At 64.3% G+C, this 24,210-nt stretch carries 27 protein-coding genes and 5 pseudogenes; 15 read left to right on the forward strand and 17 right to left on the reverse strand.

The window, feature by feature from the left end; all coding sequences use genetic code 11:
* The first annotated feature begins 16 nt into the window (after nt 1–16).
* The 3 genes from AWB95_RS03010 (at nt 17) to AWB95_RS03020 (ending at nt 2,372) form a co-directional block, all read left to right on the forward strand.
* Complete coding sequence (locus AWB95_RS03010) at nt 17–1,474, forward strand: aldehyde dehydrogenase family protein (protein WP_062539651.1); 1,458 nt, start codon at nt 17–19, stop codon at nt 1,472–1,474.
* 110 nt (nt 1,475–1,584) lie between these two features.
* Nucleotides 1,585–1,863, forward strand: coding sequence for a hypothetical protein (locus AWB95_RS03015; protein ID WP_062539652.1), 279 nt, complete (start codon nt 1,585–1,587; stop codon nt 1,861–1,863).
* A 215-nt stretch (nt 1,864–2,078) separates the two neighbouring features.
* Nucleotides 2,079–2,372, forward strand: a complete 294-nt coding sequence (locus AWB95_RS03020) for an ANTAR domain-containing protein (RefSeq protein ID WP_062539653.1) — start codon at nt 2,079–2,081, stop codon at nt 2,370–2,372.
* 1 nt (nt 2,373) lies between these two features.
* Here the strand turns inward: AWB95_RS03020 and AWB95_RS03025 are convergent, their stop codons facing one another.
* Both AWB95_RS03025 and AWB95_RS03030 read right to left on the reverse strand, forming a co-directional pair.
* Entirely contained in the window at nt 2,374–3,207 is an 834-nt protein-coding gene (locus AWB95_RS03025) for an alpha/beta fold hydrolase (RefSeq protein ID WP_062539654.1), read from the reverse strand.
* 103 nt (nt 3,208–3,310) lie between these two features.
* Nucleotides 3,311–3,754, reverse strand: coding sequence for a hypothetical protein (locus tag AWB95_RS03030; RefSeq protein WP_062539655.1), 444 nt, complete (start codon nt 3,752–3,754; stop codon nt 3,311–3,313).
* A gap of 142 nt (nt 3,755–3,896) precedes the next feature.
* On the opposite strand from AWB95_RS03030, the gene AWB95_RS03035 reads away from it, so the two are divergent.
* Nucleotides 3,897–5,948, forward strand: coding sequence for a glycoside hydrolase family 172 protein (locus AWB95_RS03035; RefSeq protein WP_084707066.1), 2,052 nt, complete (start codon nt 3,897–3,899; stop codon nt 5,946–5,948).
* A 119-nt stretch (nt 5,949–6,067) separates the two neighbouring features.
* Here the strand turns inward: AWB95_RS03035 and AWB95_RS03040 are convergent, their stop codons facing one another.
* A complete protein-coding gene (locus AWB95_RS03040) occupies nt 6,068–6,397 on the reverse strand; it encodes a type II toxin-antitoxin system PemK/MazF family toxin (RefSeq protein WP_062539670.1) in 330 nt (109 codons plus the stop codon).
* A pseudogene (locus AWB95_RS03045) lies at nt 6,394–6,657 on the reverse strand (type II toxin-antitoxin system antitoxin MazE5); the annotation flags it as partial. The pseudogene AWB95_RS03045 and the gene AWB95_RS03040, both read right to left, overlap by 4 nt.
* A gap of 177 nt (nt 6,658–6,834) precedes the next feature.
* On the opposite strand from AWB95_RS03045, the gene AWB95_RS24060 reads away from it, so the two are divergent.
* Nucleotides 6,835–7,194 (forward strand): TetR family transcriptional regulator C-terminal domain-containing protein, encoded by a 360-nt coding sequence (locus tag AWB95_RS24060; RefSeq protein ID WP_373280767.1) that lies wholly within the window; start codon nt 6,835–6,837, stop codon nt 7,192–7,194.
* Nucleotides 7,195–7,345: 151 nt separating this feature from the next.
* Here the strand turns inward: AWB95_RS24060 and AWB95_RS03055 are convergent, their stop codons facing one another.
* Complete coding sequence (locus tag AWB95_RS03055) at nt 7,346–7,555, reverse strand: hypothetical protein (RefSeq protein WP_062539657.1); 210 nt, start codon at nt 7,553–7,555, stop codon at nt 7,346–7,348.
* 145 nt (nt 7,556–7,700) lie between these two features.
* On the opposite strand from AWB95_RS03055, the gene AWB95_RS03060 reads away from it, so the two are divergent.
* The 3 genes and pseudogenes from AWB95_RS03060 to AWB95_RS24070 all read left to right on the forward strand — a co-directional run.
* On the forward strand, nt 7,701–8,129 hold the full coding sequence (locus AWB95_RS03060; RefSeq protein ID WP_084707067.1) for a cellulose-binding domain-containing protein: 429 nt from the start codon (nt 7,701–7,703) through the stop codon (nt 8,127–8,129).
* A gap of 254 nt (nt 8,130–8,383) precedes the next feature.
* A pseudogene (locus AWB95_RS24065) lies at nt 8,384–8,914 on the forward strand (peroxiredoxin); the annotation flags it as partial.
* 90 nt (nt 8,915–9,004) lie between these two features.
* A pseudogene (locus AWB95_RS24070) lies at nt 9,005–9,337 on the forward strand (DUF742 domain-containing protein); the annotation flags it as partial.
* A 247-nt stretch (nt 9,338–9,584) separates the two neighbouring features.
* On the opposite strand, the pseudogene AWB95_RS03070 reads toward AWB95_RS24070, so the two are convergent.
* Nucleotides 9,585–9,818, reverse strand: a pseudogene (locus AWB95_RS03070) (transposase); the annotation flags it as partial.
* A 43-nt stretch (nt 9,819–9,861) separates the two neighbouring features.
* A pseudogene (locus AWB95_RS03075) lies at nt 9,862–10,116 on the reverse strand (tyrosine-type recombinase/integrase); the annotation flags it as partial.
* Between the two features lie 58 nt (nt 10,117–10,174).
* On the opposite strand from AWB95_RS03075, the gene AWB95_RS03080 reads away from it, so the two are divergent.
* Nucleotides 10,175–10,387 carry a type II toxin-antitoxin system PemK/MazF family toxin gene (locus AWB95_RS03080; RefSeq protein ID WP_238600867.1) on the forward strand — a complete coding sequence of 71 codons (213 nt, stop codon included), beginning with the start codon at nt 10,175–10,177 and terminating at the stop codon, nt 10,385–10,387.
* Nucleotides 10,388–10,725: 338 nt separating this feature from the next.
* Here AWB95_RS03080 and AWB95_RS24075 read toward each other — a convergent pair whose 3' ends face one another.
* Both AWB95_RS24075 and AWB95_RS03090 read right to left on the reverse strand, forming a co-directional pair.
* Entirely contained in the window at nt 10,726–10,980 is a 255-nt protein-coding gene (locus AWB95_RS24075; RefSeq protein WP_198157777.1) for a DUF5615 family PIN-like protein, read from the reverse strand.
* A gap of 19 nt (nt 10,981–10,999) precedes the next feature.
* A complete protein-coding gene (locus tag AWB95_RS03090) occupies nt 11,000–11,281 on the reverse strand; it encodes a DUF433 domain-containing protein (RefSeq protein WP_249025629.1) in 282 nt (93 codons plus the stop codon).
* 416 nt (nt 11,282–11,697) lie between these two features.
* On the opposite strand from AWB95_RS03090, the gene AWB95_RS03095 reads away from it, so the two are divergent.
* Both AWB95_RS03095 and AWB95_RS03100 read left to right on the forward strand, forming a co-directional pair.
* Entirely contained in the window at nt 11,698–11,952 is a 255-nt protein-coding gene (locus AWB95_RS03095) for a type II toxin-antitoxin system Phd/YefM family antitoxin (RefSeq protein ID WP_062539660.1), read from the forward strand.
* Nucleotides 11,949–12,395 carry a type II toxin-antitoxin system VapC family toxin gene (locus AWB95_RS03100; protein WP_084707069.1) on the forward strand — a complete coding sequence of 149 codons (447 nt, stop codon included), beginning with the start codon at nt 11,949–11,951 and terminating at the stop codon, nt 12,393–12,395. The genes AWB95_RS03095 and AWB95_RS03100 overlap by 4 nt, the downstream gene beginning before the upstream one ends.
* 761 nt (nt 12,396–13,156) lie before the next feature.
* Here the strand turns inward: AWB95_RS03100 and AWB95_RS03105 are convergent.
* The gene (locus AWB95_RS03105) at nt 13,157–13,573 is read right to left on the reverse strand and encodes a type II toxin-antitoxin system VapC family toxin (RefSeq protein WP_062539661.1); all 417 of its coding nucleotides are present in this window, start codon (nt 13,571–13,573) and stop codon (nt 13,157–13,159) included.
* Nucleotides 13,570–13,800: a ribbon-helix-helix domain-containing protein gene (locus tag AWB95_RS03110; RefSeq protein ID WP_169714629.1), complete on the reverse strand. Its 231-nt coding sequence runs from the start codon at nt 13,798–13,800 to the stop codon at nt 13,570–13,572. Before AWB95_RS03110 ends, AWB95_RS03105 begins: the two co-directional genes overlap by 4 nt.
* A gap of 574 nt (nt 13,801–14,374) precedes the next feature.
* Here AWB95_RS03110 and AWB95_RS03115 point away from each other — a divergent pair.
* Nucleotides 14,375–15,352, forward strand: coding sequence for an alpha/beta fold hydrolase (locus AWB95_RS03115; protein WP_062539663.1), 978 nt, complete (start codon nt 14,375–14,377; stop codon nt 15,350–15,352).
* 13 nt (nt 15,353–15,365) lie between these two features.
* Here the strand turns inward: AWB95_RS03115 and AWB95_RS03120 are convergent, their stop codons facing one another.
* Nucleotides 15,366–16,178 (reverse strand): acyl-CoA thioesterase domain-containing protein, encoded by an 813-nt coding sequence (locus AWB95_RS03120; protein WP_062539664.1) that lies wholly within the window; start codon nt 16,176–16,178, stop codon nt 15,366–15,368.
* A 95-nt stretch (nt 16,179–16,273) separates the two neighbouring features.
* Between AWB95_RS03120 and AWB95_RS03125 the strand changes: the two genes are divergently transcribed.
* The 3 genes from AWB95_RS03125 to AWB95_RS03135 are packed head-to-tail and all read left to right on the forward strand — an operon-like array spanning nt 16,274 to nt 19,214.
* On the forward strand, nt 16,274–16,903 hold the full coding sequence (locus AWB95_RS03125; protein ID WP_062539665.1) for a TetR/AcrR family transcriptional regulator: 630 nt from the start codon (nt 16,274–16,276) through the stop codon (nt 16,901–16,903).
* An 8-nt stretch (nt 16,904–16,911) separates the two neighbouring features.
* On the forward strand, nt 16,912–18,288 hold the full coding sequence (locus AWB95_RS03130; RefSeq protein ID WP_062539666.1) for a carotenoid oxygenase family protein: 1,377 nt from the start codon (nt 16,912–16,914) through the stop codon (nt 18,286–18,288).
* Entirely contained in the window at nt 18,285–19,214 is a 930-nt protein-coding gene (locus AWB95_RS03135) for an SDR family NAD(P)-dependent oxidoreductase (RefSeq protein WP_062539667.1), read from the forward strand. Before AWB95_RS03130 ends, AWB95_RS03135 begins: the two co-directional genes overlap by 4 nt.
* Here the strand turns inward: AWB95_RS03135 and AWB95_RS03140 are convergent.
* Genes AWB95_RS03140 through AWB95_RS03160 form a run of 5 tightly spaced genes read right to left on the reverse strand, consistent with a single transcriptional unit; the run spans nt 19,211 to nt 24,174 of the window.
* On the reverse strand, nt 19,211–20,260 hold the full coding sequence (locus AWB95_RS03140) for an ABC transporter ATP-binding protein (RefSeq protein WP_085167611.1): 1,050 nt from the start codon (nt 20,258–20,260) through the stop codon (nt 19,211–19,213). The genes AWB95_RS03135 and AWB95_RS03140 overlap by 4 nt on opposite strands.
* 3 nt (nt 20,261–20,263) lie before the next feature.
* Nucleotides 20,264–21,109, reverse strand: a complete 846-nt coding sequence (locus AWB95_RS03145) for a carbohydrate ABC transporter permease (protein WP_085167613.1) — start codon at nt 21,107–21,109, stop codon at nt 20,264–20,266.
* Nucleotides 21,097–21,987 carry a carbohydrate ABC transporter permease gene (locus tag AWB95_RS03150; RefSeq protein ID WP_085167614.1) on the reverse strand — a complete coding sequence of 297 codons (891 nt, stop codon included), beginning with the start codon at nt 21,985–21,987 and terminating at the stop codon, nt 21,097–21,099. The genes AWB95_RS03145 and AWB95_RS03150 overlap by 13 nt, the downstream gene beginning before the upstream one ends.
* The gene (locus AWB95_RS03155) at nt 21,984–23,303 is read right to left on the reverse strand and encodes an ABC transporter substrate-binding protein (RefSeq protein WP_085167616.1); all 1,320 of its coding nucleotides are present in this window, start codon (nt 23,301–23,303) and stop codon (nt 21,984–21,986) included. The genes AWB95_RS03150 and AWB95_RS03155 overlap by 4 nt, the downstream gene beginning before the upstream one ends.
* Nucleotides 23,293–24,174 carry a sigma-70 family RNA polymerase sigma factor gene (locus tag AWB95_RS03160; RefSeq protein WP_085167618.1) on the reverse strand — a complete coding sequence of 294 codons (882 nt, stop codon included), beginning with the start codon at nt 24,172–24,174 and terminating at the stop codon, nt 23,293–23,295. The genes AWB95_RS03155 and AWB95_RS03160 overlap by 11 nt, the downstream gene beginning before the upstream one ends.
* Between the last annotated feature and the right edge of the window lie 36 nt (nt 24,175–24,210).

Consider the following 24,210-nt stretch of genomic DNA (forward strand, 5'->3'; position numbering starts at 1 on the left):
CGAGAAGGGGAGATCTATGACGGTCCAGGATGTGCTCGACGAGATTCGTAAACGACCGGGCACCGGCGAGGTGATTCCGATCATCGATCCCGCCACCGAAGGGCAGCTCACCGAGTTCACCGATTGCGGCCCCGAAGCCGTCGACCAAGCGGTGGCGCGGGCGAAGGAGACCGCCGAATCGGGAGTGTGGTCGGGCATGGCCGACTACGAGCGGGCCCGGGTGCTGTGGCGGATCGCCGATCTGATCGACGAAAACGCGGACATCCTCGCCGAACTCGAATCTGTCAATGCCGGCATCCCACCGGCGCAGGCGCAGATCATCACCAAAGTCGGATCCGAGTGGTTCCGTTACTACGCGGGCTGGTGCACGAAAATCGACGGCATCGCCCGCGACGTGAACACCGGCGGGCTGACCGGGATCGAATCGCACCAGCACGTCTACACGCTGCGCGAGCCCTACGGGATAGTGGGGCTGATCTTCCCGTGGAACGGCCCGGTGTTCAACTTCTGCGCCAAGCTGGCGCCCTCGCTGGCGGCGGGCTGCAGCAGCGTGGTCAAGCCCGCCGAGGAGACCCCGCTGTCGGCGCTGGTCCTGGACCGTATCCTGGCCGAGGCCGGCGTGCCCGAGGGTGTCGTCAACCTGCTGCTGGGCTACGGGCACACCGCGGGTGCGGCGATCACCGCACACCCCGACGTCGAAAAGGTCGCCTTCACCGGCTCGACCGAAGTCGGCCGCGAAATCGTGCATGCCTCCGCCAGCAGCAACCTCAACAAGATCACGCTGGAGCTCGGCGGCAAGTCGCCGGTGCTGATCTTCGAGGACGCCGACCTGGACATGGCCATCCCGATGGCGTCGTTCGGCACCTTCATCCACTCCGGGCAGGCCTGCGTGTGCGGATCACGCATCTTCGCCCAGCGCAGCGTCTACGACCGGGTGGTCGAGGGCATCGCCAACATGGCCAACAGCATGCAGCTGGGCGGGCCCAAGGAACAGGGCGCCATGATCGGCCCGCTGATCAGTCAAAAGCAGCTCAACCGCGTGTTGGGCTACCTCGATCAGGGCAAGGCCGACGGAGTCGAGCTGGTCACCGGCGGGTACCGGCTGGACCGAAAGGGATACTTCGTGCACCCGACCGTGGTCACCAACGTGGACCCCGACAGCAGCCGGCTCTTCCAGGAAGAGATCTTCGGGCCCGTGGTCACAATCCTGCCGTTCGACGACGACGACGAAGCGGTGGCCCTGGCCAACAACAGCACCTACGGGCTCGCTGCCACGGCGTGGACCCGCGACCTCGGCCGGGCCCACCGGGTGGCCAAGCGCCTGAAGGCCGGAACCGTCGGGCTCAACTGCCAGATGCAATTCGATCACTCGATGCCCTTTGGCGGATACAAGCAATCGGGCTGGGGCTACGAATCCGGCAAGGCGGGCATCGAGACCTACCTGCAAACGAAGATCGTCTGGGCGCAAATGTAGTTCTGAAAACATTGTCGGCCAAGCAAGTTCGCTCCTGAACAGGCGCTGTGCGTTTGGAATCACGCGCACGGGTGTATAAGTAGTTACCACGTCGATTCAGGAGGCCCACGATGAAGCCAGTTGCAGCCGCTGCGATCGGGATCGCCGCGCTCCTGTTCAGCGGATGCTCTGCGTCGCAGATCGTCAACACCGGTGGCGACACAAAATGCAAGGACTTCACCACGCAGGACGAGAAAAAGCAGAACGACGAGATCACCAAGATGCTCAAGGACAAAAGTGGAACCGATCCCAACGGGGTGGAGATAACGGCAACGCGTCTGTCGGCGATGACGTACTGCCAGACGCTCGGCAAGCCCGACAGCAAGATCTCCGAGGCGCCCCACGGCTGACCGAAGGACATCGGACGCGCTTCCGTAACATCATTGAGCCAGTTCGCTAAAGCATCGAGATGATCACAGGTCCATATCGATGCCTGCGGTGATCTGGTGCATTACGGCTGATGCACAAATCATGGCACAGTGCGCAAGTTGTGCACCCCAACGGAATTCCTTGTCGCCATGTGGGTGGCAAATACATGGAGGGGTTGCAAGGGAGGTAGCACGGCATGACGGCGGACTGGGGCCACTCCCAGATCTCTTCCGGCCCGCAAAATGGGCGCATTCTCGATACGGCGCAAGGCATTCTGATCGGCGTTCGTCGGTGCAATTCGGAGACGGCGTTGCACGAGTTGCTCAGCGCAGCACAGCGTCACAGGATGCCGGTGTTCGCGATGGCCTGGGCGCTGGTGCATCTGGCGGGCAACGGCGGTAAGTCATCCCGCACGTTCGCCGATGCCCAGTCGGCGGCACGCCGTGAGTGGGGCAATCTCTTTGCCCAGCCCGCCGTGTCGCGCTGCTGAACTATCCGATCGCCGCTACCGCGTCGATCACCACCTGCGGCTCATCAAGGGCAACAAAGGTTTTCGCGTCTGGTACCTCGATCAGCTTCGCATCGCTGAACAACCCGGCCAGGCGTCGGCCCAGCTGCGGGGTGAAGCAGCGGTCCCGCTGGCCCCACACCAGCGTGACGGGCTTGGTGAACTGGGGGAGCCGGGTGGCCACGTCGGTGAGATCGGTGGTGCCCACCTGGCGCAGCAGCGTCGCCAGGTCGCGGCAGATACGTGAATCCCTGGGGCAGGGCTGCAGCCAGGCGGAGGTGAGGTCCGGATCAGGCCGGTTGGCCAGCAGACCGAAGCCAAGTGACGAATGACGCAGCACCCGCAATTGCATCTGCCCGAAAAGCACCTTGATCGAAATGGGGCCGCGAAGCAACCCGAACACGATGTCGATGGGGAACGGCGGACACTTGTCGAAGGCATCGCAGTTGGTCAGCACCAGGCGGCCGACCCGGTCCGGGTAGGCGTCGACGACCAATTGGCAGATGCCGCCTCCGGTATTGCTGCCGACCAGCGTGACATCGGAAAGGCCGAGCGCGACAATCACGTCGTTGATCATCTCGGCGACACCGGCCAGCGACAGTGCGGTGGGTTCGGTGACCGGGATGGTGTGCGAGCCCAGCGGCCACGTCGGCACGATGCACCGAAAACCGCGGCGCGACAGCCCTTCGGCGACCTCGCGCCACAGTCGTCCGTCGACCAGGATGCCGTGGACAAAAAGGACCGGAGCATGGGGCGAATCCTGCGGGCCCAACTCCTGATATTCGATGGTCGCCTGCTCGAGTTCGAGTTGTGGCATTTCGGCGTTCCTCCTTGGACCTAGCACCAACCCCAATAGGAAAGCTCAGCGGCTGGTGCCAGATCCACGCGGTGAACTGCCAGATACTGCCAACGCGCCCGCGTCAGTCAGGATCCAGGCTGTGGCCACGGCCGCTGTGTCGTCCCGGCTTGTCGCTCAGATCGAAGGCGGCGGCGATCACGTCGGCGAGGCGCTCCAGGGCCGCGGCGATGGCCCACAGCGCATCGGTCTGGGACACCGACGTTGGCGAATCCGGCTGCGCAGAAGCGGACGCCGCGGACGTTAGCGTCGGCGGTGGCGCCGGTTGCGGCGCAGGCGGTGTGGCGTCGACGGCAGTGTCGAGGCGCGGCTTCCTCTTCTCGTCCCATTGCACCCAGTAGTCCTGCCCGCCGCCGCGGTACGCCAAGGCCCGGTGCTCACCGCCGTGACCGTGCTCGAGGGCACAGCCATGCACCCAGGCCACCTGGTGGTCTGCACCGATCGCCGCCAGCGAGCGCCACAGTTCCTCGTCGAGCATCACGCTGGCAAAACAGCGATCCGCGGTCACCGTGGCGCCCAGGTGCCGATGCCGGTCACAGCACGCCGCCGGTGTGAATAGGTCACCGATTGCCTCTCGGTCAAAAGTGGGGGATCTGCCTACGCCCGGATGCAGTATCCGCCCACCGTGCCGAAAAGTAACGTTTGTCCCTATGCGGTTGGCCGCTCGGGCGTTGTCTGCAGCGGTGGTACTGCTGTCCGGGGTGGCCGGTGTCGGTGCCGTCGGCGTAGCGTCGGCCGAGCCGGTGGTCGCAAGTTCCGGCGCCCGGCTGGTGGGCTGGGACACCTATCGGCGCTTGGATCGGTTGCCGTACCTCAGCCCCGACACGCAAAGCCTGCAGGTGTCGAGCTTTGATCGCAGCGGCGGCGATTTCGACATCTCCACCGGCAACAAGAACGGCAGCGGGGGATGTCTGGCTTTCGGGGGTGCCGGCTGTGTCATCGCGGAGGATCACGGTGCGGGAGAGATTGATTCGATCTGGTTCACCCGCGATGGCGGCAATGTGACCGCGCTGGGAACGATCCGCATCGAGCTGGATGGGCAGACGGCGATCGACGCACCATTGCAATCGTTGGTCGATGGAGCGCTGGGTGCGCCGTTCGTGTGGCCTCTGGTAGCCAACGCTGCACAATCGCCGGGCGGAGTTTACGTCAAGGTGCCGATGCCGTATCGGGAGTCGATGCGGATCAGCGTCGCGTCCAATTTGGAGTACTACCACGTCGATTATCGACACTTCTCGACAGCCGACGGCGTGACCACTTTCTCGCGCTCCGATACCGCGCTCGACGTAGTTGCCATGCTCCGCGCCGCAGGCACCGCCGACCCCAAGCCCGCCGCACCCACGGCGGTGCATACCAGTCGCGTCGTCGATCTCCCCGCCGGACATGGCGTGACGATCGCGGAATCGACTGGGCCAGCGAGTGTTTCGGCGCTGCACCTATGGTTGCCTACGGATCAGCTCCTGTCCGGGTTGCGGCTGCAGATCGAGTTCGACGGCGAAACCAGAGTCGACTCGCCCCTTGGCGAATTCTTCGGTGCGGGCCTGGGCGCCAACGACGTGCGATCGCTGCTGTTCGCCACGATCCCGCAGCCCGGGGGGCCGCTGTCGTTGTCGGCGTGGTGGCCGATGCCGTTCGCCCGCTCAGCGCAAGTCGCCATCGTCAATACGACGGGCGATCCCGTAGCGGGTATCGACAGCGATGTCGTGATCACACCCGACCCCCAGTGGGGACCCGCATTGGCGAGTGGTCGCGCCGGCTACTTCACCGCGCGCTCGCACGCCGGACCAACGACAGCAGGTCAGGACTGGTTGTTCGCCGACGAACACGGCCACGGCAAGTTTGTTGGCGTCAGCCACACCATCCGCGGTAGTCGGATCAGGACGTCGTTCAGCGATGACGCTCCCTACTTTCTGGAAGGAGCCGAACGCGTATACACCGACGGTGCCGAATCGCCCCAGTGGTACGGCACCGGCACCGAGGACTTCTACGAGGGCGGCTGGTATTTCAAGAACGGCAAGCACTTCAGCGATCCGCTCACCGGACAGCCGGATCAACGTACGGCCACCGGCGGATGCGCAGACTACTGCGTGGCTGCCTATCGGCTCATGCTCCCGGAGGCTATCGACTACCACTCGGCGATCCGATTCGGCATCGAGCACGGCAAACGCAACATGGTCCAACCCGACTACAGCTCAACGGCTTTCCTCTACGCACAACCCGACGACGCCGCCACACCGAGCGACGACGTCAACCCCACCGATCCCGTCAGCCGAATCCTGCACGGCTACAACGATGCTGACGCCAGTGACCAACTACTGGTCAGCCAATACGAGGGCAGTGAAGACACCCGCCCAGTCGTCGGGGTAGTCCACGCCACCCGAACTGCGACCACCTTCGACGTCGCACTCGCCCCGGACAACCACGGCATCCTGCTGCGCCGCACGTCGGACCAAGCAGCGGGATTTCAGTCAGCCGACGTAGCCATAGACGGCATTCCCGCCGGTACATGGTTACAGCCGCGCAGCAACGGCATACACCGTTGGCTCGATGACACGTACCTGGTACCTGGCTTTCTCACAGTAGGCAAGGAGCGCGTCACTGTCACACTGGCACCTACTGCCGATGCACCGCCATGGACCGCCAGCCGCTACCACGTGGACACGCTGACGGGCGCTCAAAGTAGTGAATCCTCCTGGTGGTAAGCAGCTCGGTCGTCGACAATGGCGGGGTGGTTTGCAGGGCGCTGACCGCGGTCGCGGTGATGTTTGCGGTGGTCGCGTGTTCGGGGGTGACCAGGCGAACTTGTCGCCTTGCGCCGGTATCAACCTGAACAATCAACTGCGACCTCAAGCGCCGCACAAATCGCGCGCATCCGGGTATCGGCAAGCCGGCCAAGCCGACTGACCAAGACTGCGACCGAGACACTTTCGACCGAATCCAGGTTCACCGCCGAACGCCGGGGAATCGGGTCGAGGCCAGGCTCAAGGACGACCTCGCTTGCCACCCCCCGGATGGTCGTGGTGCACGGAGCGACGAGTGTGCGCCGAAGCCGAGGGATCGCCGCGTCGCGCGACAACACCACAACCGGGCGTCGGCCGATCTCCGCCATCTCGCACCACCACACCTCTCCGCGTGCTGGCAATGCGGTCACGACGCGCCAGCAGCTCGCCGCCACGACGCCAGGTCGCCCCACTCGTCGGGCTCATCAGCCGGGTGCTCGTCATAAGCGGCATAACTCGCATCTACTTCAGCCGATCGATGACGAGCTAGCAGGGCGTCGAGAGCCTCATCGATGAGGGCGGCATCCGTGCTTCCCGACCGCAGACCGCGCGCAGCGGTCAACAACTTGGCATCAACGGTGGTGCTCAATCGTATGCGACGCATGCCATAACTATGCCACACACTCATCCTGGCGCCGACTCTGCCGCCAAGGCCGCCTTTGGTGTAGCCGGCTTCACCGGCGATCCGATCTACACCAGGGCGAATGTGCGGCCAACGCTGTTCTTCGCCGTGTACGAGCGGCGGGCGACGCGCGGCATCGCCGAGGCCGAGGCTCAACTCGCCGCTGCGGGCGGCGCATCTGAAGGAATGGATGCGGTTATCGACCGCGTGTTGCGGCGGCGCGGGCGAGACGATGGCTGGCTCGCCGTGTTCTTTGAGTTCTGGGCGCGCGCTGTCCGTAGGCCGGCGCTGCGCGCCCGCTTCGGCGAGGTCCACCTGCGTGCGCAAAGGCCTTTCATGCGGGCGATCGAAGCTCACGCATGCGAACACGGGTACGAGTTGCCCGATGAGTCGCGAAAGCTCGCGGTCGCGACGTACGCAATGCAACCGGGTTTGCAGCTCGAGCGGCTGGCTCTGCCGGATCTCGTCGACCCGGAATTCGGGGTGCGAATGAATCGCCTGCTTCTGGACGACCTGGCGCGGAGCGAGGGACATCACGAACGTTAAGCACAAGCACAAGCACAAGCGCATCGCGAACTTCTGGTCAGCCACAAAGCTTTCCCGCCGTCTCAGTGATCAAGAGCGGTGGCCGCGGGAGCGGCTGCTTAACTTTCAACAGAAACGGCTCGACGAGCTGGTACGGTTCGCGGTGACGCACTCACCTTATTACCGCGAACGCATCGGAAGTGTCTATGGCCCAGTCGAATTGGGTCGGCTGCCGATGCTCGACAAGGCGACGATGATGGAGCGCTTCGACGATGTCGTCATCGAGCGTCGGTTGCGTCGCGACGATTTGGCTGGCCACGTCGAGGACTTGACCGGCGATCCGCTGTACTTGGGGTACGCTGTTGTCGCCGAACGAATTCACGCTTGGCTCGAAACACTTTGTCCCGCGTACCAGCCCGAGGATCAGCGAGGCCGAGATTTCATCTCGGCCTCAGTTCGGCAAAGGTACTGCAGTGTACCGCGATGCGAAGGCCGATATCGCCCGGCTGGTTTTAGGGTTGCCTGCTATGGCCGGACTGAAGAACTATGTGAAGCGCTGCCGCACAGCGCTTCACGTAACGGCGTCGGCATTGATGGTTGCCATCCTGGGACTCGCCGTCACGCCTGTGGCTCATGCGGCTGCAGCCACGGCGAGGTTGTCGGTGGAACATACGTGGCAGACCGGTTTCATCGCCCGCTTCAGCATCACCAACGCGAGCATGGTGCCGCTAAGCGATTGGAAGCTTGAATTCGACATGCCGGCGGGACAATCCGTCTCGCACGCATGGAATAGCACCGTTACCCAATATGGCACGCACTTTGTCGTTACCCCCGCGAATTGGAATCGTGTCGTTGCACCGGGTGGTTCAGCCACAGGTGGTTTCAGAGGCGTGCTGAGCGGTTCCTACTCGCCACCGTCGAATTGTCGGCTCAACGGGCAATATCCGTGCAGCTAATCGCTCGCTAGGCGAGACAGGCGTCCGGCTTCGCCACCCCTTCGTCGCCGCCGAGGAGACTGCGACCGAGTCGCCGGTCGGCAGGCCCGTGGGATTGCTGAGAAGCGCGACGCAATGAACAACGACCCGCGGATCGTTCCCGGCATCCTCGGCGTGGCGGAGCCGATCACGGTTCCCACCTGGTAACTGCTCGGCGATGACCGAATTATCCGAGTCGGGCGTCGCGCAGAGCTTCCCGGCGTTAGTCTTTGCCGATGATCGCGGGCGAGAAGGCGCCTGACTTCACGCTGTATGACCACACCGGTCGACCTCGGAAACTGTCTGCGTTCCTTTCCGAAGGGCCGGTTGTCCTGTTCTTCTTCCCCCTCGCGTCCTCACCGATCTGTACTGCCCAGGCCTGTCATTTCCGGGACCTGAGCAGCGAATTCGCCGCGGTGGGCGCCCAGCGGGTGGGCATCAGCACCGACACCGTCGACAAGCAGGCCCACTTCGCCCAACAGCGCGCGTTCGACTATCCGCTGCTCTCTGACGCCGACGGCGTGGTGTCCGAGCTGTTCGGGGTGCGCCGGGGCAGACTAGCCGGGCTGCGGAGATCCTTCGTGGCGCGTGAGGCGGCCCGGCGTCGCCGACACAGCCGACGCCGCGGCATGCTGGCTCGGCTGCTCCCGGTCAGACGGGCCACATTCGTCATCGACACCGACCGCACCATCCTCAAAGTCGTGTCCAGCGAACTGCGCGCATCGGTGCATGCCGACCAGGCCCTGCGGTTCTTGCAGAACCACAAGCCGCATCGTTCGGCACATGTCCACGAGGCCACGGGCGAACCGACCGACGAGTGGTTTGCAGATCCGGAAACCACCGACGAGCCGAGCCTGGTCCGGCCATACACACTGACGGGAGGCCGTACCGACTCCGGCGTCGAACTGCCACTCGACGCTCCGGTCGAAGCGCTCGACACCACAGCGAAGCCGCCGCGCTGGCGGAGAAATGATGTGCGCGGCCAGATCCTGACGTGTTGTGTGCACAGCCCCTCGGTCGCAGAGATCGCCGCTCGTCTGTCCTTGCCGCTCGGTGCGACGCGGTTCCTGGTCGGTGATCTGGTGACACAGGGTTATTTGCGGGTGCACGCACCCCCCGCTGACTCGATGGCAATCGACGAACGACGTGAACTGATACGAAGGACCCTGAGTGGCCTAAGAGCACTCTGAGGGAGAGCTCTATAGAGCGTGGGCAGGGTTTTAATAGCGTGGCGCGTGTCCATTGGGTCATGCGGGAGCGGGCGACCGCGTGCGTCGATTGAATACTGACGCATGCGTTGTCATCCTGAAGCCATGGTGAAGTATCGCGATCCCGGGCCGATTGTCTTTGATGCTGCCATCGAACGTCCGGACGGCGGCCAAGTCCGGAGGCGTGGTGTAAGAGTTCGCTCGATCGCGTGACCCTTCGGCTGGCAGTTTAGGCGGTCAGGGCTGGTGTTGTGGTGGGCTGGTGTGTGGTGGTTTCGTCGGTGCTGGTCAGTACGGCGCGGGCTCGGGTGAGAACGTCGAGACCGAGGTAGCGGCGGCCTTCGATCCACTCGTCGTGTTGCTCAGCAAGCACGGCGCCGACGAGGCGGATGATGGCGGTGCGGTCAGGGAAGATGCCCACGACGTCGGTTCGGCGGCGGAGCTCTTTATTGAGGCGCTCCTTTATCCGGCCCTCGGGGGCGCTTCAACCGCAGAGCTGGTTGGTGTTAGCGGTTGAGGCGTTGGAGGTGGTCGGTGAGGGCGTGCGCGACGCGGTCGTGGCGGGCGGCTTCGTCGGTCCAGCCACGGGTTTCGGCGTCGGCTTTGAGGGCCTGGATGTCGGCGAGTTGGTCGGTGAGGGCACCCCGGAATTCGGGTGCGGTGATGTAGTTGTCGCAGGTTTCACAGATGTTGGCATACGGGCATGCGCCAGCGGCCGGATGGCGAGCACAGTAACCATGAGCGACACGGGTTTTGAGCAGCACGCGCCCCGCGCTCGTGGTGTCGGTCGACATTCTCAACAACGGACCGGGCGGGCTGGTGGTCGTGGTCCCGATCACCACAGCCAGTTATGGGCTGCGAAGCCATGTCGAACTGGAACCAGGGGACAGCGGGTTGGACCACATCTCCTACGCTCGCTGCGACCAACTGCGAGCGGTCTCCGTCGAACGACTGTCATCTCGCCAGGGGATGGTTAGCCCAGAACAGATGCAGTCCATTGACCAAGCCCTGCGCTTCGTGCTTGAGCTGTGATGCCCAGCTGTCCACGCCAAGACGAGAAACAACGAAAACCATTGGCAGACAAAGACAAAACGGCGAGTTACTGGCAACACAAACCCGTCGTATTCGACTATGGCGTATTCGTTCGCTGTGGCCGTCGGTTGAACGGCTGGGATGAGCGGGCATGCGGCACATTACTGGTAACCCTGTATATTCGATTGCTGCAAATTCCGGTTTGTCACCTTCGGCTGGAGATGCCAACGCGACCATCGCCCATGCATTCGGACTGGGGTGGGTTGAACGTCGCAGTGCAATTCAGCGTAGCTCGATGAGACGGTTGCCTGCAGCGACCAACTCGATGACGCGGCCGATCAGTGGCTCGAACCATTCGAGCAATACCCGGCGCCGTGTGTTGCCCACCCGCACCCACACGACGGGCGAACTGCTGTCGAGAAGCGCATCGCGGCGAAATCCTCGTCCTTGGTTACCAGCACTGCGTCGTGTTCGATGGCATAGCGCCAGAGGTCCCTGTCTGACCTGTCGCCGGGCCCGATATCGCATACATGCTCGGCGACGTGACCGTGGTCAAAAAGCAGCCGCGCCAGTGCCGGCCGGAAGCTGCGCATCAATCAGGAACCGCACGCGCTACGACGTGATCAGAATCGCGTGATCTACCTGCGCTGCAGCGTATTGAAGGCACGCCCTGATGTCGTCTTCGGTCAGGTACGGGTAGTCCTCGAGAATTTCGGCTACGGAAGACCCGGCAGCCAGCAGCGCCAGGACGTCGGCGACGCGCATACGGGTCCCGCGAACGACCGGGCGACCGTGGACGATCTCCGGATCGACGACGATACGTTCGAGCAGGGGCGTGTCCCGAGGATACCGTCTTTGTGGTGGCGATAAATGGGCAACGACGGGAGCGGGCACACCAAAGGCTGGGGCAGGGTGATTCATCTGATGAAAACCGAGTACTTCACTTGACATAATGTCGCTTATCGGTACAAAAAGGTAGCGAGTTGCCCTGTGCCTCAATCCCTTTGAACTAACAGCAGTGGTACATGTTGTCCTTTCTCAGCGGATCTTCGTTTTCTCACTGTTCCTGCGCCGGGCCGATCATCCTTCTCACTGATTCTGGTGTCGCGGGGTGTGTCAAACGCCGGCGCGATCATCACCGACGACGGCCACCGAACTCATCCGTGACCGGCTGCTCAAAACCACCTCGCGTACCCGTCGATCGCCCGTCCACCTCCATGACCCGCGGTCCGAGCTGACCTGTCGCCCCCGACACTTTGTGGCTATAATACGATTCAGGAAGATGGCCACTTTGGAAGAGGGGGGTTGTCGTGGAGATTGGCATTCGGGAGCTGCGTGACCAGTTGAGCCGGCACCTGGCCGAGGTTCGCGAAGGGCGAACCGTGACCGTGACTGATCACGGACGTCCAATTGCGCGCATCGTGCCGGTACAACGGCCGACGAAACTCGAGCGCCTCCGCGAGGAAGGCCGTATCCAGCGCGCTCGAACCCGTAAGCAGCCCGCACCGACCCCGCTGACCACCGGCAGCACGGTCAGCGACCTGGTCGGCGAGCAGCGTCGGTGATCGGCTACCTGGACACCGCAGCCTTCGTACCTCTGCTGATCGACGAGCCAACCAGCCAGGCGTGCCGACGGTTCTGGGATGACGCCGATGTGATCGTGTCGTCGAGGCTGCTCTACGCTGAAACCGCAGCAGCCCTCGCACAAGCGGAGCAAATGGGGCGCCTCACCGAGGCCGAGCATCCCCAGGCCCGCCGACGTCTTGACCAGATGTGGTCCGAGATGGACGTCATTGAGGTGGACGAGCACGTCGTGACCCGTGCGGCTGACCTGGCGCACCGCTTAGCTCTGCGCGGCTACGATGCTGTGCACGCCGCATCGGCCGAGCAACTCGATGACGACGATGTTGCAGCCGCGTCCGGAGACCAGGCGCTGCTGACCGCATGGATGGAACTCGGCATGGCAACCTACGACACCAACCAGAAGGCGAAACGCGAACCGGAGTAGCCGTCGGCTGGGTTGAACCAGTATGTGGCGGTGCTTCTGTTCCCTTATCGCAACGAGTGTGCAACTCACTACTCCGCTACGCAGGAACTCGAACCTGTTGGGTCGTGTCCCTCCGGCGGTGTAAAAGAGTTCGGACGCGGCGCGCCGCCGGCCGAGCTTGTCAGCGCCACCGCATAGAATCATGCACGCAAGCGAGCGGAGCCTACGTCAGGCCACTTTTACACCGCTCATGGGACGCCACACCCCTGTTGAACACGCACCGTTACCAGTTAAGGTAGCGACTACCGTCATGCGTGCAGACTGCTTCGATGCGGTCCGAATCCTCATTGGTCAGCTGGGTGCTGTCACCGGCCACTGGCTACGAACCTTGCACGGATGAGTGTTAAGGAGTCGTCACCGAACACTTCGGTCGAAAACCGCCCCGAGATGAGGTCGGTGAGATAGGCGACCAGTCCGTGTGGGTGATAGTCGTTCGTTAGTCCGTCAGCGATGACCACGGCCGCCCAGCCATTGGGATCGTCGCCGTTGATATGCTAATAGCCGGTCTCCCGCTCGTCTATGGTGGCTTTTCCCAAACAAAGTGCGGTCTAATCGAATCGGCCACCGCCGCCCGCGAAAGCCAAAGCCTCTTCCCGGACGTGATCGCCTGTGTGGTGCCGCCCAGGTCGTTCCGGCTAACCCCGTCCTTCCCCCCCACGGGTCACAGTGATTCGTCACGGTGACGAAACTACCTGGGCCCCAGCCGCTCTTCGTATGCCGACTTACCGCGTGCCATGGACTTCCACGAAGCCGGCCGCAGCGAAGTCTTGGTCGAACGCTAACGCCTCACGCAAGCGGCGATCACGCATGACACGAAAGCTCGTCGCATCCACATAGGAGTACACCCGCTCATCATGCTTTCGGAGCCACTCCCACGCCGCCGCGTCTTGCTCCTCGGTAACGCGGTGCACCACAAGGCGCTCCGCGCTCTGCAACGTATCGAGCCGGTCCAGAAAAGCCAGCGCGGTCCGATGGCTGTCCTTGCGACGCAAGAAGGTCCACGTCTCGCCAGCGATGAGGTTGGTCGTGAGGATCTGCTCAGAGCGCCCGAGAGCGGCCAGCATGGTCAGTGCGCTGGCGTGCCGGCCATCCCCCGGCAGCGCCCACGCTACCCACCAACTCGTGTCGGCGAACTTCACGTCCCGTAGACGACGTCGTCGATCTCACCCGGTTGCGCGGAAATCCCCGCCGAACCGAATCCGGCGAGAGCGCGCCAAAGGTCATCTGCAGCGGACTCAAGTGGCGGCGAAAGCACGGCACCGAGTCCCACGCGAATGAGCTCGGATTTGGATATGCCACGGCGGCGGGCCTCCGCAGTAGCCAGCGCATCGAGCTCCTCCGGAATCGTGATCGTGATCGTCTTCACGTCTTCACTATACATATCCGCCGTTACAGCGGCTATGTACTTAGCTGAAAGGTCTTGGCTGTGACGAGCTGCTCTACCTGCGGCGTGACCGCAATCCGTCGAGCGCCGACCCGGTCCCGCTACTGCGGCGGTGGCGGAGGCACGACAGGCTGGCACGCGTTGGCCCCTGGATTCCACCAGTTACCCGCACCGCAATCTGGGGGCGCGGTCGGCTGGCACGCATTGGCGCCCGGATTCCACCAATTGCCCGGACCGCAATCAGGCGGTTGAGCCGAGGCCACACCAGTCGACACTGCTGCCACGTACGCCATGGGTGCCAATGCCACCGCGACGGCGCATGCCACGCGGCGGATGAACATGCTCATCGAACCCTCCCATCACAAGCGCCCAGCCCAAGCCGGACGTCAGTGGCAGACGACTACCCACAAGGCCGACTCCGCAATCATCGCTCGGCGCCGACCGACCCGATGAGATACCAGGCCCGCGGATTCGATCCTCAGAAACCAACAGGTCAATCCGCTGCAATGCGGTCAGATCGCCGATTGTGAGCGATGCCAGGTTAGGATCGCGCAACATGACCCAAGCAAACGGCGACACAGCGTCCGTGCCTGCACGAGCTGCGGAGGTCGCCCTCGACGTCAACGGTTCCGGTGTCCAGCCGCCAGTGGCGGGTTGGGTGCGCAGGGCCTTTTGGTTCTTGGAGCGATTTGCACCTGGCCTGGGATCGCGGTGGGCCGTCGAGCTGTGGTGCACCCCGCCCGTGATCGAGTCAAGCCTGCGTATGCCGCCTGGTGTCCCTGCGGGCGAGCCGTTGGAGGCCTACTGGGACGGACACCGGATCGTGGGTGAGTCCTGGGGTGAGGGGCCGCCGGTCTACCTGGTGCACGGGTGGGGTGGTCGTCGTCCGCACTTGGGCATATTCATCAACCCGCTCGTCGAGTCAGGGCATCAAGTTATCGCGTTCGACCTGCCCAGTCATAACGAGTCCGACCCGGGCGTGCTCGCGCCCGGCCGCACGACGGCTATCGAGTGCGCCGAGGCAGTTGCGGCCATCATCCGCACCCACGGGCCGGCCCGGGCCGTCGTCGCCCACTCGCTGGGCGCCAATGCCGTCACCTTCGCAGCGGCATGGGGGACGCCGGTGGGCCGTTTGGTCTTGCTGGCGCCGATGGGCGAGTTCCCGCTGTACCTCGACCTTTTCGCGGCGCGCCACGGTTTCGGACCGCGGATCCGCTCGGGTCTGCATCGGCGTCTCGAACGCCGTATCGACATGCCGCTCGAAGAAACCAACATGGTTCGGGTTGCCGCCCGTACCGGCTATCCCCCGATGCTGCTCATTCACGACCCCGACGATCTCGACAGTCCCTGGGAGTCGAGCCGCAAGGTTGTCGAGTCGTGGCCGGGCGCACGTTTGATGACCACCCGGGGGCTCGGCCGGCTGGCGCATTACCGACTTTTGCGCCATCGCCCCGCTATTCGCGCCGCGGTCGACTTCATCGGCCCCGCAACGACCTGCAGCGGCACCGACGCTGCGCAAACGCCTGCGACATAGCGGAGCGCGGTTGCTACGGGCTCCGTTGGGGGAACGGGTCATTGGTGAAATCGATCTGCGCTGCCGGATTGGCGACCGCAGTGGTCATACCCGATCCGAATGCACCGGATTGATCGAAAAGCGTTGCGGTCCCGACGGCGATCCCGTCTGAGGCCGAATGCGAGTCGGCCTGCACACCGATCCACTCACCAACCGGCAACCGGGCCAGCGCAACGGTCAAGTCGCCGTTGATATAGCCCACACCTTCCGTGCCCAGATTCGTCACCAGGCTGGTCGCCTCTGCACCCATCACTGCTCGGACGAACTGCGAGTTCTTCTCCCCCGCAACAACTTCGATGGCCCGGTTGTAGAAGCGCTTGCGCGAACCATTCTGGTGATCGCCCGGTGACCGGCTCCACCCGCCTTCGTCGCTTCCGATCCACGTCAGCGACGTGTCATTCGGCTCAGGCGGGGCCTCGAAGGACATCGGCGCCGTCCACAACCGGCCCGGTGGCGCAGTCGACCGTCGGTACTGCAGCAGCGTAGCGCGGGCTACCGCTCGTCCTTCTTGACGAACCTCGCATTCTCCACTGCGTACCCGTCGACCGTCACGCAACTGTCGCACGTCGACCGACGTCGGCACTCCGCGCGCCGCCCTGAACAAGTCCACCGTCAGCCGCGCGGGCATGAAATCCGGCGACCCGCAGGAAAGTTCGAGCGCTCGGGCGGCCAACCCGACGACGGCCGGCCCGTTGAGATGGTCGTCGCCCCAGTGACTTTGCGCAAATCGTGTGGGGATGAATTCGCCGCTTTCGGCCAGAGTGAAATGCGCGGGTTCCGTCGCCATTCGGGCATCTTCGCACAGCACTGAGCGTGCTCGGAAACTGTCCAGCGTGTTCTGAGGGCTTGACGGATATATGTAGCGCTCGTTACAGTAGCGGAGTGACCCGGGCTCGGCAAGACACAGGATCGCGGGACCAGTTGCTTGATACCGCCGAACGGCTGATGGCCGAGAAAGGTTATGCGGCGACGCCGGTTTCGGCGATCTGCAAGGCCGCCGGCGTGCCGGTGACGTCGTTGTACTGGCACTTCGGCAGCAAGGACGGCCTGCTGGCGTCGGTGATGGAACGCGGGGCCGACCGGTGGTTTGCCGCGCTGCCCCGCTGGGAGGACTTCGACGGGTCCGAGGAACGGCACGCCGAGGCCCTGCAGACCCAAGGGGCGGACGCCGTCGCGGCCAATCCGGACTTTTTGCGACTGTTCTACACCCTGGCCATCGAGGGGCAACACGACGCCGCGGCCGCCGAGACAGTGCAGCGGGTGCGCGGCCACGCGTTGGCCTACTTCCGGTCAGCGATCGAGCATGTTATGACGCCGTTGTGCGACGCCCACACGGCGCATCGTGCGGCCGAAGATCTTGCCCGCTTCGCCGTCGCGTTCTCCGACGGCTGTTTCTTCGCCTTGCAACTCGAGCCGGAGACCACCGACCTGCGGCAGATGTATGGCGATCTCTTGACGGCGATCCGCGCGCTGGCGCCCGCCGCCATCAACCGCGCCGCCGAGTCCCGCTAGGAGCGAGCATGACCGCGTTCACCGGAATCCCGTCCACCTATCTCAGCGATGCTCTCGCACCGGTGGCCAGCGAACGCACCGACTGGCACCTCCCGGTCACGGGATCGATTCCGCCTGCGCTCGACGGGCTGTATCTGCGCAACGGGCCCAATCCTCCGCCGGTGCCCTACGACGGCCCCTACCACTGGTTTCTGCCCGATGGAATGGTGCACGGCGTGCGGATCTGCGACGGCCGTGCGCTGTGGTACCGCAATCGGTGGGTGCGTACCGATGCACTTGCCGACAAACTCAGCGTGCCTCGACCGGGCGGACCGCCGGACGTGGGGCTGCTGCCAAATACGTCCAACACCAGCGTGATTGAGCACGCCGGACACATCCTGACGTTGGCAGAGTGGGGCCTGCCCTACGAACTCGACGAGGAGCTCGACACCGTCGGCCGCTACGACTTCGACGGACGGCTTCGTGCGCCGATGACCGCTCATCCCAAGATCGATGCCCGCACCGGTGAAATGTATTTCATCAGCTTCGGTCCGCTGGAGCCGTATCTGCAGTACTTCGTCGTCGACGCCGCCGGCACGCTGACCCGCAGCGAGATCATCGACGTCAAGGGGCCGTCACTGATGCATGACTGGGCCATGACCGAAAACCATGTGCTGTTTTTCGATCTGCCGGTTGTCTTCGACGCCGCACACCTGACGACGGCCGGTTTCCCGTACCGCTGGGACGACACGTACGGTGCCCGCATCGGTGTGATGCCCAAGTCGGGTACGAGCAGCGACGTACGCTGGTTCGAGGTCGAACCGTGTGTAATCATCCATTCACTCAACGCTTTTGAAGACGGCTCGACGATCGTGCTGAAGGCACCGCGCTACTCCGAACAGGTCGCCGGCAAATGGAGCGCCGATGTGCTGTCCATCGGCGTCGGTGCCACGCTGCACCGGTGGCGTATCGACTTGCTCGCCAACACCGTTCGAGAAGACCAACTCGACGACCGCACCTTCGACTTCCCCAAGGTCAATCCGGAGCTGTTGGGGACGGCTTGCCACGTCGGGTACGGTGTCGCGACCGCATACCGCGACGGACACATGCGGTTCGGGTCGTTGCTCAAATGGGATCTGAACACCGGAGCCAGTTGCACTCACGACGTCGGCCCGGGCCGGTCGGCCTCCGAAGGCACCTTTGTGCCGAACCCTTCCGGATCCGCCGAGGACAACGGTTGGGTGCTCAGCTACGTCTACGACCCGGCGCGGGATGCCAGCGACTTGATCGTCATCGACGCCGCCGATTTCACCGGCCCACCGCAGGCAGTCATCGAGCTTCCGCAGCGCGTGCCGCAGGGATTCCACGGCTGCTGGATTCCGCACAGAGGGGAGTCGACGCCGTGACCACACCCAACTCCGCCCTGATCACCGGCGGTACCGGCAGTCTGGGTTACCGCACCGCGAAACTGCTTGCCCAAGACGGCTGGTCGGTGGTCATCACCGGCCGAAACGCGGCGGGCGCCGCGAAAACGGCCGAGGATCTCGCGCACCAGTCCGGCAGCGAGGTGACCGGCTTGCCACTGGATTTGACGTCGCTCGACGACGTCCGGCGATTCGCCAGCGACCTGACCAACCGTGGTTTGTCGCCGTTGCGCGCGCTTGTCTGCAACGCAGGTATCCAACTCGTGTCGGGCGACAGCCGTACCGGCGACGGGATGGACACGACGTTCGTCGTCAACCACCTGGCCCAATTTCTGCTGATCCACCTGCTCCTGCCGGAAATGGTGACGCCGGGGCGGATCGTGCTGGTAGCCAGCGATACTCACGATCCCGCTCGGCACACCGGCATGCCCGCACCCCATTACACCGACGCGCGCTCGTTGGCCTATCCCCCAGCCGACGACACTGACGACGCGGCGCTCACCGGACGCCGGCGCTACACCACGTCGAAGCTGTGCAATGTGCTGACAACCTATGAGCTCGACAGGCGGTTGGCGGCCGGTGAATTGGGTCCGGCATGCGTCACCGTCAACGCATTCGATCCAGGCCTGATGCCGGGAACCGGGCTGGCCCGCGACTATTCGGGTATCCAGGCATTCGCGTGGCGCTACCTACTGCCGGCGCTGACGGTGGTACCGGGCATCAACGTGCATACTCCGGCCCAATCGGCCCGGGCGCTGGCCCGGCTCGTCACTGACCCGGCTCTGGAACACACGTCCGGCCGCTACTTTTCGGGTAGGCGTGAGACCCGCTCGTCGGCCGACTCCTACGACCGCGCCAAAGCGGCCGACCTGTGGGACGCCAGCATGGAGTTGGCCGGCCTGCGCTAGATTCGCCGACCGTCAGCCCCGAAAAAATGCAGATGATCGGGCTGGGGGCGCAGCCGGACCCGGCTGCCGCGCGGCGGAGGGTTGTGGCCGTCGGCGCGGACGATCACCGGATGCTCGGTTTCGGTGAGCCGCCCGTAGAGGTAGGCGTCGGCGCCAAGTTCCTCGACCACGTCGACGTCCATCTCGACGCCAAGCCCGCCCACCTCGAAATGTTCGGGCCGGATGCCGATGGTCACCTGGTCGGCGCCAATCTCCCGCAACACCGGGATCAGCCAATCGCCCAGGGACACAGCCTGATCGACCACCGGCAAGGTGAACAGATTCATCGCCGGCGAGCCGATGAACTCCGCGACGAACACGTTGACCGGGTTGCGGTAGAGCTCCCGCGGCGGCGCGTATTGCTGCAGCACACCGTCACGTAAGACCGCGACCCGGTCGCCCATGGTCATGGCTTCGACCTGGTCGTGGGTGACGTACACCGTGGTGGTGCCCAGTCGCCGCTGCAATCCGGCGATCTGGTTGCGGGTTTGGACCCGCAGCTTCGCATCGAGGTTGGACAGCGGTTCGTCCATCAGAAACACCTGTGGGCGGCGCACGATCGCGCGACCCATCGCCACCCGCTGGCGCTGTCCGCCGGAAAGGTCTTTGGGTTTGCGATCAAGGTAGGGCTCCAGGTCAAGCAGCCGTGCCGCATCCAGCACGCGCTCGCGGATTTCGGCCTTCGGGGTTTTGGCGATCTTCAACGCGAAACCCATGTTCTGCGCGACGCTCATGTGCGGGTAGAGCGCGTAGTTCTGAAAGACCATCGCGACGTCGCGGTCCTTGGGATCGTCGTCGGTGACGTCGCGGTCCCCGATGCGGATGCGCCCTGAGTCAACGGTTTCCAACCCGGCGATCATCCGCAGCGATGTCGTCTTGCCGCATCCGGACGGCCCGACCAGCACGACGAATTCGCCGTCGTCGACGGCCAGATCGAGGCGGTCCAGCGCCGGGCGCTGCGTGCCGGGATAGCGACGCGTCGCCTGCTCGAAGGTCACCGCTGCCATCGGTCAGCCGCCGAATCCGGTCAACGCGATACCGCGGACAAAGGCACGCTGGGCCACCGCGTAGATGACGATTAACGGCAACAAGATGAGCATCGACGCGGCCATCAGCACCGGCCACCGCGCGACGTATTCGCCCTGCATCCGCACCAGACCGAGCGTGAGGGTGGCAATGCTCTTGCGTTGCAGCATCAACAGCGGCCACAGGAAGTCGTTCCACACATTGACCCAGGTGAGCACCGCCAGCACCATGGCCGCCGGCCGGGCGTGCGGCAACAGGATCCGCCAGTAGATCTGCCACGGCGTGCAGCCGTCGAGGATCGCGGCCTCCTCGAGATCCGTTGGCAGGGTGCGGAAGAACTGGCGCATCAGATAAGTGCCGAACGCCGTGCCGAACAAACCCGGCACGATCATCGCCCATGGGGTGTCTACCCAGTCGGCGAGCCGCATCAGGATGAACTGCGGGATCACCGTCACCGTCAGCGGCACCATCAGCGTACCCAGATAGAGCACGAACACCGTGTCACGACCCCGAAATTGCAGCCGCGCAAACGCATATCCGGCCAGTGAGCAGAAGAACACCTGCCCGGCCGTCACACATCCGGCATAGACGACCGTGTTGGCAAACATTCGCCAAAACGGCATCAGGGTAAACACATCCCGATAGTTCGACCAGCGCGGGTGCGACGGGAACAGCGTCGCTTCGCTCACCTCGCCTTCCCGCTTCAGCGAGCCCGATACCGCCCAGGCGATCGGGAACAGCGCACACCACGCGACACCGGTCAGCGCGGCATACAGCGTGCCGGCGCGCAGGACGCTGCGCCTGAACACTGTCACTATCAGCCCTCCCATGAGCGCCGTCGCGCGAATCGCAGCTGCAGAACCGTCAACACCAGCAGGATGGCGAACATCACCCACGCCAGCGCCGAGGCGTAGCCGAACTCCAGGAAAGCAAAGGCGTGCTGGAAAAGCATGATGCCCAACACGTACGTTCCGGTCTCCGGCCCGCCGTTGCGTCCGGTTAGCACATAAACGAGGTCGAAAGCCTGGAATGCGTTGATGATCGAGATGACCACCACAAACGACACAGCGCCGCGGATCAACGGCACGGTGATGGAGATAAATTGCCGGATCTCACGCGCGCCGTCGATTCTGGCCGCCTCGTAGACGGTTTCGGGGATCCCCTGCATTGCGGCCAGCAAGATGACCGTGGCGAAGGGAACGCTTTTCCACACGCTGACCAAACACAGCGACACCATTGCCCAGTGAGGGTCGATCAGCCACGGGACCGGCCCGACGCCGATCCAACCCAGCATGATGTTGAGCAGCCCGTTGTCGGTGTTGAACACGAACTGCCAGACGATGGCCATCACCACCGACGACATGGCCAGCGGCAAGAAGACGACGGTCCGAAAGATGCCGATGCCCTTGATTTTCCGGTTCAGCAAGCCGGCGACCGCCAGGCTGATCAGGACCGTCGGCACAATGGTTCCGATCGTGAAGATCACCGTATTGCGCACCGCGATGAGAAACAGCGGGTCGGCGGTGAAGAGATGGCGAAAGTTCGCCAAGCCCACGAACCGCGGCACGCTGAACAGGTCCCAGTCCTGTAAGCTCATGAAAAGCGAAAAGCCCAGCGGGAACAGCATGAACACCGCCACCGCTATCAGGTTCGGGGCGACGAAGAGTCGCCCCGCCCAAGCACGTCGCCGCGAGTCGATTGCTGTCATGGATTGCGCAGCACCTCGTCGACCTCATGTGACAGCCCGCCCGCCAACGATGTCGCGGGCCGGCTGCCTCGCAGCACCGGCCCGAAGTTGCGGTCCATCAACGCGTTGACCTTTTCCCACGCCGGGCTGACAGGCAGCCCCTCGGAGTGGGCGGGCCCGCCGGTCAGCACCGCGAGATTGCCGATCCGGCGATGTGCATCGGCGAACCCGGTGGAGTTGATCGCGGAGCGGAGCACCGGCACGAAGAGGCTGGTTTCGCCGATGATCGCCTGACCGACGGGGCCTGCCGCGAACTTCACGAATTCCCATGCCTGCTGCTTGCGACCGCTACTCGCCGCGATGGCAAGGCCGGTGGTACCGATGTTGGATCGGGCGCCGTGACCGCGCGGGCCCGTGGGCAACACGGTGACGTCGAAATCCAACCCCTCGGCACGGTCGAACGTCTGGTAGCGCCAGTGCCCGCCCAGTGCCATCGCTGCCTTGCCGGAGGAGAACAAATCCATCGTCGACATCGACTGGGTCTCCGATGCCGTGGGCGCGACCTTGTGCTTGTTGGACAGGTCGGCGTAGAACTGCACACCGTCGAGGAACGCCTTGTTGTCGAAGTTGAGGTGCGAGGGGTTCATCCGCGGATCCGACCACGGCACACCGTTGTTCATCCCGAACAGCCCGGCCGAGTAGGACGCGACCCAGGTGTCGACGAAACCCCACCGGGCCACTCTCCCCGACCGGTCGCGCCTGGTGAGAGCCTTGGCCGTATCGAGGAATTCGGCAAAACTCCACGGCCGGTCCCACTGCCCCGGCGGCTTCGGCACGCCGGCCTCGGCGAAGTGTTCCTTGTTGTAGTACAAGAAGTTTCCCGACCACTGCTCCGGAAAGGCGTATTGGCCGCCGTCGAACGTGAAGGTCTGGTACAGCGAGCCGATGCTGTCGCGTTTGAGTTCGGCGGCGAAGGCCGGATCGCGGGCCAGCATGGTGTTGAGGTCGAGCAGGACTCCCCGGTCGGCCAACCCCGCGTAGCTGAATTCCCACGCCATCAGCACATCCGGGCACTTACCGCCGGCACAAAACGTCGACATCTGCTGCATGGGGTCCGGTCCCGACAACAACGTCCGCACCTTGATGTCGGGGTGCCGATGCTCGAACGCGTCGACGATGCGCATCCGGGCGTCGGCCTCTTCCGGGTTGGCGGCGAAGAAGAAGGTCAGCGCGTCGTCGTCGGGGGCACACGCTAAAGGCCACGGCGCCAGCGACGCCGCGCCGAGTACACCGGCGCCACGCAGGAGTGTCCGCCGTCCGAACGACTTAGCGACCATGGCGCATTGATTGTGGCAGTGCAAGAGCAGCGGCGCGCAGCCGATTGCGGTCACCGATGATGTCGATGGCGTGAATGCGGCCGCCGTCGATCGCGATGACCAGCAGCGCCTGCAGCCGTCCGCCCGGGGCGATCGCGATGCCGGGTGCTCCGTCGACGAGCAGCACGGCGCCGGCCCGGGCGCGCCCGGTGAAGCGCCGGGTTTCCTCGGCGACCCGCCGGGCGCCGCGAACTTCGGTGGGCACGTCGTCGGGCACCAGGACGCGGTCCACCCGGCGCACCACATCCGGGGCCAGCAGGTGCAGCAGGGTGGCCATGTCACCGCCGCGCGAGGCCGCCAGGAATGCCTCCACGATCGGGAGGTGCTCGGTCGTCGGCGCGGGTTCGACGGGCGGTGCCGCGTGCAGGCGTGTCCGGGCCCGGCTGCCCAGCTTCTTGGCCGCGTCCGGCGACCGGTCCAGCAGCTCGCCGATGATCTCGAACGGCACGGCGAACACGTCGTGCAAGACGAACGCGACCCGCTGCGCGGGTGAAAGCCGGTCGAGCACCACCAGCAGCGCCCGGTTGACCGAGTCGGCCAGCAGCACCTCCTCGTCCGCCGACACCGTCGCCGGATGATCCTGCTCCTCCAGCGGTAGCTCGGCACGCCTGTTGCGGGCGCGCAACTGGTCGATTGCTTCGCGCGCCGTGATCGTTGTGAACCAGCCGGTCAAGTTCACGACGGCGTCCGGGTCGGCGCGGCTGGCCTTGAGCCAAGCGGACTGCACCGCATCCTCGGCGTCGGCGGCGGAACCTAGCAGGTGAAACGCCACCGAGCGCAAGTGTGGTCGGTCCGCGTCGAACCGCTGCGCGAGGTTCTCGATCGTGCTCATGGGTCACCTTTCCGGCGCGGGAGTCGTCAACGAGGT

The sequence above is a fragment of the Mycobacterium celatum genome, from assembly GCF_002101595.1.
Taxonomy (GTDB): Bacteria; Actinomycetota; Actinomycetes; order Mycobacteriales; family Mycobacteriaceae; genus Mycobacterium; species Mycobacterium celatum.